Origin of the sequence: Pseudarthrobacter sp. CC4, from assembly GCF_048957775.1 — a bacterium.
Taxonomy (GTDB): domain Bacteria; phylum Actinomycetota; class Actinomycetes; order Actinomycetales; family Micrococcaceae; genus Arthrobacter.
Window position 1 is genome coordinate 1 of record NZ_JARCCZ010000054.1, and the last position, 8206, is coordinate 8206.

At 59.4% G+C, this 8206-nt stretch carries 3 protein-coding genes; 2 read left to right on the forward strand and 1 reads right to left on the reverse strand.

Annotated features, from left to right (window positions below):
- Positions 1 to 1460 precede the first annotated feature (1460 nt).
- Complete coding sequence (locus tag PV768_RS21575; protein WP_421094175.1) at positions 1461 to 3989, forward strand: AAA family ATPase; 2529 nt, start codon at positions 1461 to 1463, stop codon at positions 3987 to 3989.
- Positions 3990 to 4158: 169 nt separating this feature from the next.
- Here the strand turns inward: PV768_RS21575 and PV768_RS21580 are convergent, their stop codons facing one another.
- Positions 4159 to 5601: a Shedu anti-phage system protein SduA domain-containing protein gene (locus tag PV768_RS21580; RefSeq protein ID WP_421094176.1), complete on the reverse strand. Its 1443-nt coding sequence runs from the start codon at positions 5599 to 5601 to the stop codon at positions 4159 to 4161.
- 1330 nt (positions 5602 to 6931) lie between these two features.
- Here PV768_RS21580 and PV768_RS21585 point away from each other — a divergent pair.
- Positions 6932 to 7912: a competence protein CoiA family protein gene (locus PV768_RS21585; protein ID WP_421094177.1), complete on the forward strand. Its 981-nt coding sequence runs from the start codon at positions 6932 to 6934 to the stop codon at positions 7910 to 7912.
- Positions 7913 to 8206: the final 294 nt, after the last annotated feature.

Consider the following 8206-nt stretch of genomic DNA (forward strand, 5'->3'; position numbering starts at 1 on the left):
TACGGCAGAATAACCAGCGTCAAAGTGGCTCACTTTTCAGCCCGCGAAACGGCTCACTTTTCGACCATCGCTGACAGGCACCTGGCCTGTCATCGATGTCATCGCACGATTCGTAAGTGCCCAAGCACTATTAGGCACTCCCAATCCCGAATGGACGCTGGATTCCCTCGACATAAGCGTCGTCGACGACCTGATTGGCCTCGATCTCGTCTTTAACTCACTGGAAGCAGAGCTAAATTCATCTGATCAGCTTCCGCCCAACCCCCGAACCATCCAGGCGACTCCCCAAACACGCCGCTCATTTGCACTCGCTGCACTGAAACAGGAACGTGCCCGCCGGGCATCAATTGAGCCAAACCCCCGCTCCGACGAATGATCCTACTCAGCCTTTCCAGCCCCGTTGACCAGCACTACCGACCAGCCACAGGCAGAGCCCGAAGGCGGCGCGCGGGTGGCTCGAGTCGACCGACCCTATGTCTGTTCTCCGACGGGATGTAGATCAGGATCGGCTGCGGCCACGAGCGGCAGCGCACCGTGGCGTTACAAAGCTCCGCCGGCGTGGCAGAGCTGAATGCTGGATCGTACCCTGATGCCAAAGCGCTCGCACGACCCCAGAGACGTCACTCCGCCTGTCTGCAGCCTCTTCGAACGCTCGGACTACCGGTCGGCTCTATTCTGCAACCGGGCTCAGAGTCCCAGGTCTTGGCATCCTTCGTTAATGAGAAGCATCGGTGTGAAAGTCCCTCCGGCCCGGCATTGCGCCTAAATGTCGCACGCCCAGACTATGCTCCGTTCATGATTACAGATTCAGTAACGGCACTAGTTCTCGCATGGTCTGCTTCTCCATTGGGCGTTGGCGTTCTCACGGGCGTCACCGTTGCCGGAGTACTTTCTCTGCCACGCCTCATCCGCTGGTGCATTCGGGGAATCATCAGCGCCCCCGAGAGGATACTCATCGGTGCCCTAAACTTCATCGATCGAAGAACCTCAGCCAAGCACCAGGGCTTGCTTTAAAGAAGGCGCGATCCCAAGTGGTCCCGATCCCTTCACTCTCCACCGTGCTGCAGACCCGGCAGTTCCAAGGTGACCCAGTCGAGGAACCAATCCGCAGTAGGCAGCCTAACCGCCCCCGTGTTCTACAAGCAGATAAGGGCCGTGCCAATGATCCAAAACGCATCCTCATGAAAATCGCGTCTGTGTCCCAGACCTACTGCCGAACCGCACGTCAGAGTCGGGTTGCGGCGGTAAGGGACCGGCCTACGGGCGGTGTCAAAAGCGGAACGATGCGTTGGATGCTGCAAGGATGATCAGATGAGCACACTCCTACCGAACGTCGATGATCTTATCGCGGCTCTCCCTGAAACCAAGCAAACCGCAGACGCGCGAGAGTTAGCACTCGCTGGAGCTGTCGCCGAGACGCCCGCGGAGCTCGATCGGGCACTCGCCACGATCGTTGATGGATGGTTGGCCTAGTGACGGGTGGACAAGTAAGGCTCGAGTGGTTCGAGGTTCGCGGCTTCCGGGCATTTGGTTCCGAGGCACGTCGCATGGATCTGACCTCAAACTTGGTAGTAATTCACGCGGGAAACAGCCAGGGCAAGACCAGCCTTGCGGAGGCTGTTGAGTTCCTTGTCACTGGTCGCAGTAGCCGGCGGGATCTGTTCGGCGGCGCGAAAGCTGAATACAATGAGAGCCTGCGCAACGCACACCTGCCAGCGGATGATCCGGTGTGGGTGGCGGCCGGGATTCGTGGTAAAGACGGCATCGTTCGGGAGGTGCGGCGCGATCTCATCTCCGATTTCTCCAGCGCGGCTGACTGCAAGTCTCGTCTCACCGTTAGCGGCCAAGAAGTCTCATCCCTGTCAATACTTGGCATCGACACAAACGAAGGGGCGATAGCGGCACCGGTGTTGTTGCAGCACACGTTGAGATATGTCCTGTCAACTGAGCCCAAACAACGTGCTACCTATTTCAAGGCCCTGCTCGCTCTGTCCGATCTGGACTTCCTTCGAGAACGTGTCCGTGCCCAAGCAACCGATCTCGAGCGGGTCTCGCCCGGTCCAGGGCTTTTGGCGCTGCAACGGCTCTCGCGGACGCAACTCGCTGCGTCAGCTACCGAGATTCAGCAGCTCGACGGAGAAGATCGCCAAACGTTGCGCGTGGGCGTGGAAAAGGCCCTGCTCGCGGCAGGTACATCAGTTCTCGGCAGCGAGAGTGAATCGATTGAACATCTACGCGGGGCGCTTGAGCAAGCGGCACAGGAACGAAACGACCGAGTTTTCCCACTCTCTGACTTCTCCGTTGCGCCACTCACGGAAATGCCCGTATTACCGGACATCAGCAAGTACATCACTGAGATCCGTCGCGCTGACGAGGTCTCGGCAGCGCTGTTACCGGTTCTGACTGCAGTCCTGCGGGTGCCCGAAGTTGCACACATCGATCATCCCGTTGACTGCCCGGTTTGCTTGACCACCGATGGGCTCACGCCCGAGCGCATCACGGATATCCAGACCCGCCTACGCGACACAACGCAACTCGCCGCCGCATCGTCTGCCGCAGAGAAGGCAGTAAGGGATTTCCGCACTCAACTCCAAACATGGGTTGATTCAGTTGAAGGCTCAATACCGAGCGCCGCAGTCTGGGATGAATCCCGTGAGCTTGCAGCGACCTCTGCAGCGGCGAGCCTAGGCGAGGACATCCCCGTTTTACTGACTGCCGCGCTGCAACACGTCCGCGGCACGGCTGCAGATGCACGTAAAGTAGTCGACGCCGCCCAGAAAGTAGATGCCGCTGCCGCTAGGCTAAACGATCTTATTCATCGAAGAGTTGACATCCCAGCCACAGCAACGCTCTCGTTAGCTGAAGTCCAACAGAGCCTTTCCACATTCCTGAATAAAGTATCTAGTGATGAGGCGCTGACCAGATTGCGGACTGCGGTGGAACCGCTACTACGCACTCGTCTTCAGTCCGAAGGTACCCAGGACCTGCTGCACGTACTTGAACGGCTAGAAGGACTCGTTGACGATCAGTACGCATTCCAGCGACGCATGGCAGCCCTCCAACGCTTGAACCGTGCCGACCGGTCCCTCAAGAAAGCTATTGGCGCTGTACTTGACGACCGCTTCGCAACAATGAGCGACGCCATCATGAGATGGTGGGGGTCGATCCGCCCGGAAGAACTCGTTGGATTTGCAGGGGTCAAACGCCGTGCAGCAGGTGCTATCTTCGTCAACCTCATTGCCGCATTGCAGGCAGACACACAGGCCGACGCCGTCGAACGCGATGCCCTTGGTGTTTTCAGCGACTCCCAACTCAACGCGCTCGGACTCTCCACTTTTCTCGCCCGCACCGAGCTCGTCCAGTCGCCTTTTGTATTCCTCGACGATCCCATCCCGGGCAGCGATGGAGACCATCGCCTTACTTTCTGTCAGAACACCCTGGCTGGGCTGCTTTCATCCGGCATGCAGGTAATCGTTACTACCTACGACCCAAAACTTGCCGAACTCGCCCAAACGGTTAACGAATCCTGGGAGCCGATCACCTACGACCTAACCCTCCTCAACATTGCCGAGGGCACCGAGCCGGCGCAAACTTCTGACCTGTTCAGTAACTACATGCTGCAAGGAGAAGACGGACTGAACGCTCCTACCGCGGCCGGCCGCCGTGGCGCATGCACCGCGTACCGCAGCGCAGCCGAACGGCTGGCCAAGCAGATAATTGCGACCAATCGGACCGCTTCCGGGGCTTCCACTACCGTCGCCGACATCGAGCGGGAAGCGTCAATGCTGGGGGACCTCATTCCTCTGCTGGCACCTTTCACTTTGTCTCCTGATGAGAAAGGGAAATGGCAGGTGATACCGAAGGTACTCAACCCAGGCAACCATGATGACGGCGCGCCAAGCACAATCGAGTTAAAGCAGATTCGCGGCAACCTTCGTCAGATTGCGAAGGCCCACAGACAGAAATGGGGCAGCACTCTTATCCGGTGAAACTTTGTGCGTGCTGGCCTCGCGCATCTTTCCCGGGCCGGGCGGATTCTTCCCACCTCCGTTCGGTCAGGGATCCCTCAGGGGCAGCGTCGAAGCGCTCCGGTCATGGGCTAGACGATGTCTCCGACGTTGAGCCGCAGGCGCCTGGAGCGGCAAAGGAGCCCGCATGCTAGTCCTCAACGCAAGGAGCGTCATTGCTTATAGGGGCGTCAGAATTCTGACTGGGAGGGGTATTGAGAGCCTCGCGCAGGTGCTTCAGTCGTTCCAGGACTTCGTCGAAGGTCAGTACCGTCACGTTACTCAGACCTCCACGGTAGCGGCTGAACGAGTCACGTTGTTCCGCGTTGAGCGACGAGACTTTTCCAGTGATGACGGCGCCGCGTAGTTCGTTCACCGTGTCGAAACCGGATCCCGGGAACAAGACCATGGCGTATTCAGCGGCCGACGCCATCTGCGATTGAACCTGCGCGACGGGTCCCCCCAGATCATCATGTGGACTGTAGACCGCGCTGGAGTCCTTCCCTCGGTAGGGTCCGGATCTCATCAAAGCCGCCCCGGGCGTCTTGATCTCCACCAGGACCACAGAACGGGTGACGGGGTTGGCGCACAGAAAGTCGGTGATCCGAGATCCGCTGCCGTCGAGACCTTGGGTCTTTACCGTGACCTGTTCCTTTTCGACGACCAGAGGCGTGGAGAGGATGAGCTGGAGAGCGAAATGGTTGTTCCCGAAGAACTTCTGCCAGTGGGGTTCGCTGTTCGCTTTCCGGCCCTCAAGGTTTGATTCGAACTCGGCGATGAGGGTGTCCAGTGACACTAGCTCGATGTCGTCACGCAGCTTGACCAGGCGCTGTGGATCTTCTTGAGCGATCTTGGGGGCGGCGTTCGTTACCGCGTTGGCGAGGGTGACTCGGTCCTCGGCCGTGGTGACGTGCCCTGTAGCCACTTCTTCGGTGATCGCCCGGATCACCGGGTGCGTGGTGTACTTCGGGTCCACGTTCTTCGAATGGAGCAAGTCCTTGAAAGCGTTGTGCGCTTCGGCGTCGTTAACTCGCTGAACTGCAGACTGCCCGCGACCCCGGTTGCGCTCTACGGCCGCGCGGTATCGATCAAAGCGTTCGAGCGTGACACGGTAGGTGGATCCATCCGGACTGGTGCCTTCGCCTCCCGTCTGCAGGAAACGGATGATGGTGCACTCGGTTTGGTCTTCGATTTCCTTAATGAATCCCCTGTAGCTCTTGTTTATACCGAGACCGAAAGCGTAGATGGAGTTGAAGCCTTTCGGCAGGCCTGCCACTTGAAGGCGGAAAAAGCGGTCATTCTCGTAGCTGTGAGAACTGATGGACCATTGCGGAAGTTCGACCTGAAATTCTTTGATCTGGCCAGAATGGCCACTCGGAAAGATCCGCAGCAACTTCTCGCCCGGCCGGTACCGCAGGGCCTCGTACGGGACAGCGTGACGTTGGTTTCCGATGTAGGTCAGCACGAACTCATCCTCGTCGCTGGTGAGTTCAAGTCGGCCTGAAACATCTGTGTCTTCGACTTCGGTAGCCTCGGCGGCGTCAAATTCCTGATCCGGTTCTACGAGGCTTTCGTCAAATGGATTCTTGAGCATAGTGGTCCCCCTGATGGTGTCCGTCCTGGCGGGTAGCGCGGTACCCAAAAGTCTCCCATGGTGAACATTTGGGTTAGGAACGGTGCTGAGTTGAGGTTTGGCTTACGCAACTGCTCGATCCATGGAGTACGGTTGCGGCCGACGTCGCCGGAACCCATCCAGCTCCGGTGCAACGCCGGCGGCGTCAAGTTCATCGGCGCGCTCGAATAAAGCGCGCGTGAGCCCCGTGGTCATCGGGCGTCCCAGCACCCGTATGGGGATCCCCTTGCGGACTGCCCGTCCACAAAGCCATCCCGTAGAGGGTTCCCCTTACAGGACGGCCGAAGTAGTGTCCCAAAATTCGATCAAAGGTGTCTCCTAATCTATGTGTGCCGAAACGCTAGCCTTTCGAGACAACCGGGCAGCAGGCGAGAGCTGGCCTGACTGCCTCTTATACCCGCGGAGGGGCATCCGAAGGCGACATGCTGAAGCACCGCCATTATTCGGACCAACCACCCCAAATCGCAGTCACGTTGTGCTCCAAGAATCAATTTTTCATGCACCGTGACCGAAAGGTTTATGGCCCAAATCTCACAGCGGACTCAAGTCCTCACGGCCCTCCAATAAAGCAGACGTAAGTGTGGACACTGTCCACACCCTTTTTGGCAGGACAAACCTCGGGGCGCGACTCTCGCGGGCGCGCCCTAAGACCGCCTCCCAGGGGCGCTCTTTAGCGAGATCGCCGAAATCATGTCGTGCCCTCTTCCCCGACACATGAATAGATGTAGGCCACCCCAGGCCAACCCGAAGAACGGAACGAGGACCCGCATAACCCCACCACAGCAGGCGGAGAGCCCACCAGCCAGGACCCTGAACCCGCCACCCCACACACCTAAATAGGCTCCGCGGCGGTCAGGCCACAGCCCGCGAATCAGCCGCCAGAGCGACGCGACCACAAGCTTTGTCAACACGTCAAAGCAAAATCGCCTCTGACGAGGGAAAACGTCGTGCCCGAGGTGGGACTCGAACTACATTCCCGTCCTTGCAAACACTGGGAACCGGCGAAAACATAAGGAATCCGGAGCAGTCCGGCCGATCTCCTTCCCAGTAAGAAGCGAGAAGCGTTGACATTGTCAACACCCCCTATTTCAGTATTGAACCCGTTCCAGGCCAGCACCGACCTCATGGTTTTCGACCACGTCGATCCCGGAACGGCCCCTACCAGTCGGCTCTCCATACAACGCCGCTCCTCCCCACATAAAGCTTCTCCAGAGTCACGCAGCAGTTTTGGATCTTGTCCTGCGACGAGTCTTCCGGCCACCTTGTCAGCCCCGGGACGCATACTGTCCCCATGATCAAGATCCGTCCGCTGTACCCGCGCACCTGGGAGCCCTCTGAGCCCCTCGTCGCGTACAACAACGCAGACAGCACCGTTGTCGCAGCCGCCGAGATGACCCGCGGAAACAACTCGTACTACGACCGTTACGGATATCAGGGCTCCCAGGACATCGTGTGCGCCGACTGCAAGCAGGACGGCCGCGACGTTGCGGTCATCCTCGTCGACGCCAAAGGAAAGCGCCTGCACTTCCGCCACAAACAGGGCGAAGCGCCCAACGGCCTGGGCCGGCACGGGGAGACTGCCGAACATTTGCGCGGCAAGCAGCTCATCATGGACTGGGCACGAAACCAACACCACATCCTCCCCTGGTCCGTCGAGGAAGAGTTCTGGGTGACCGGTACCAGGCTGCGCAGCGACGTAAAGGCTGAGCTGGCCGACGGCCGGCACCTCGCCTTTGAAATCCAGCGCAAGCCCTTGGACTGGAAAGACTGGGACCGCCGCCATGGCGGGTACCGGAACGGCGGCGTGCACGATGTGTGGCTGTGGTCCCCGGACGTTCCCGATCCGCTTCTGGACCTGCCCCTTACGAGCGTTGTGCTCGATATGGAGCACGATTCGCTGGGAATCTTCATCGTCAACCACGGCGGCGGCTACCGCCACCCCACCGCCGAGAAACACCTGCGCCCGCCCACGCACTATGCGGCCGCGCCCCTGACGGAGTGGAGCATCTCGGCTACAGGCGCCCTGGTACCGCCACTAGGGATGACCGAGTACCTCGGTGACAAGCCCGAGCATGCCCGACGTCACCAACTCGCGATGCACTGGGAAGCAGTCGCGAGGGAGCCTAGACCCTCGGCAGCTCCTCCGCTGCAGCCCCGCGTCGTCCTCCCCGAGAAACATGCCCCCTCCGGCGGCTACGAGACGCGCGTCGATCCCGTGGAGCAGCAACGCATAAGCGAGGCGATCGCTCGCATTTTCAACAGGGAAAGGTAGTCGGAGGCAACACCTGCATGTTCGCCCTACCCCAGAGACCGACGCCCCCAGGCGTTGTCTTCAGAGCGGCGGCGGTGTCTCGAATGCTGTTGTCTTTCGACACACTGGGCACCTGTCTCATAACTAGGGATGAGTACTCGATTTTCGCCGCAAGGTTGTGACTTTCGGCGGTAAATGGCGGCTTTTCACGGCGCTATTTGTCGCATGGCGCAGCCCGTGTCAATGGCCATTTGTTTCTGCCCACGGGCGGCCAGTTAATCGGCCCGCTGGTGGCCAGTAAAACTGCCCGGTGAT

Coding starts and splice junctions, on each gene's coding strand:
- PV768_RS21575 (WP_421094175.1), top strand. CDS start 1,461: ATGGTTGGCCTAGTGACGGGTGGACAAGTAAGGCTCGAGTGGTTCGAG.
- PV768_RS21580 (WP_421094176.1), bottom strand. CDS start 5,601: ATGCTCAAGAATCCATTTGACGAAAGCCTCGTAGAACCGGATCAGGAA.
- PV768_RS21585 (WP_421094177.1), top strand. CDS start 6,932: ATGATCAAGATCCGTCCGCTGTACCCGCGCACCTGGGAGCCCTCTGAG.